We start from the raw sequence: 732 nt of genomic DNA, 5'->3' as shown, positions 1-732 counted from the left end.
CATGCTCGATCCGGGCGCGGGTCTTGGCGATGCGCGTATTGCGCCGCTTTTGGGTTTCCGAAATTGGCTTGTCCTTGCTTCCTTTGCGCTGGATGTGCATGCGCCATCCCTGCTGTGTCAACCTGTCTTCGCGCGCGCCGTCCACGTAGCCCTTATCTGCCAGGACGTTGCGATTGGTATTCGTGGGGTCGAGCACCGCCTCGAAATGAAGGGTGTCATGCTCGCTGGCCGTGCTGACCTTGATCTTGCGTACCAGCTTGTAGCGTTTGTCTGCGTTGGCCGATACCTTGTAGCCGAAGTAGGACTTGCCATGCTTCTTGGTCCAGCGCGCGTCCATGTCTTTCTGCCTGCGTTTCGCAGGCTTCCAGTCGATTGGCATGGCACCTTCTCCAACGAGCGCCTTTTCCGCTTTGCTCATCGATTGCTTCGGTGTCTGCACGATGCTCGCGTCGACCATCTGACCGCCACGCGCAATGTAGCCATGCCTGGAAAGCTGGCGGTTGACAGCGTCAAAGATACTCTCGCTGGCACCGGCCTTGAGCAAGCGCTCCTTGAACGTCCAGATCGTTGTCCGGTCCGGTATCTGACTACTGGAACGCAGTCCAACAAAGCGCTGGAAGCTCAGGCGGTCGAGCAACTGGAATTCCATTTGTTCGTCGCTCAGGTTGAACAACTGCTGGATCAGCAGGACCCGAACCATCAGTTCGGTCGGGAACGGAGGACGCCCGCCGC

The 732-nt window shown here is 58.5% G+C and carries 1 protein-coding gene; it reads right to left on the bottom strand.

Features of this window, described 5'->3' with window-relative positions:
- On the bottom strand, window positions 1–732 hold a 732-nt coding region (locus F2P45_RS34380), incomplete at both ends, for an IS5 family transposase (RefSeq protein ID WP_166882678.1).

Source organism: Massilia mucilaginosa (assembly GCF_011682145.1).
Taxonomy (GTDB): domain Bacteria; phylum Pseudomonadota; class Gammaproteobacteria; order Burkholderiales; family Burkholderiaceae_D; genus Telluria_A; species Telluria_A mucilaginosa.
This window is presented reverse-complemented; position numbering and strand designations above follow the sequence as displayed.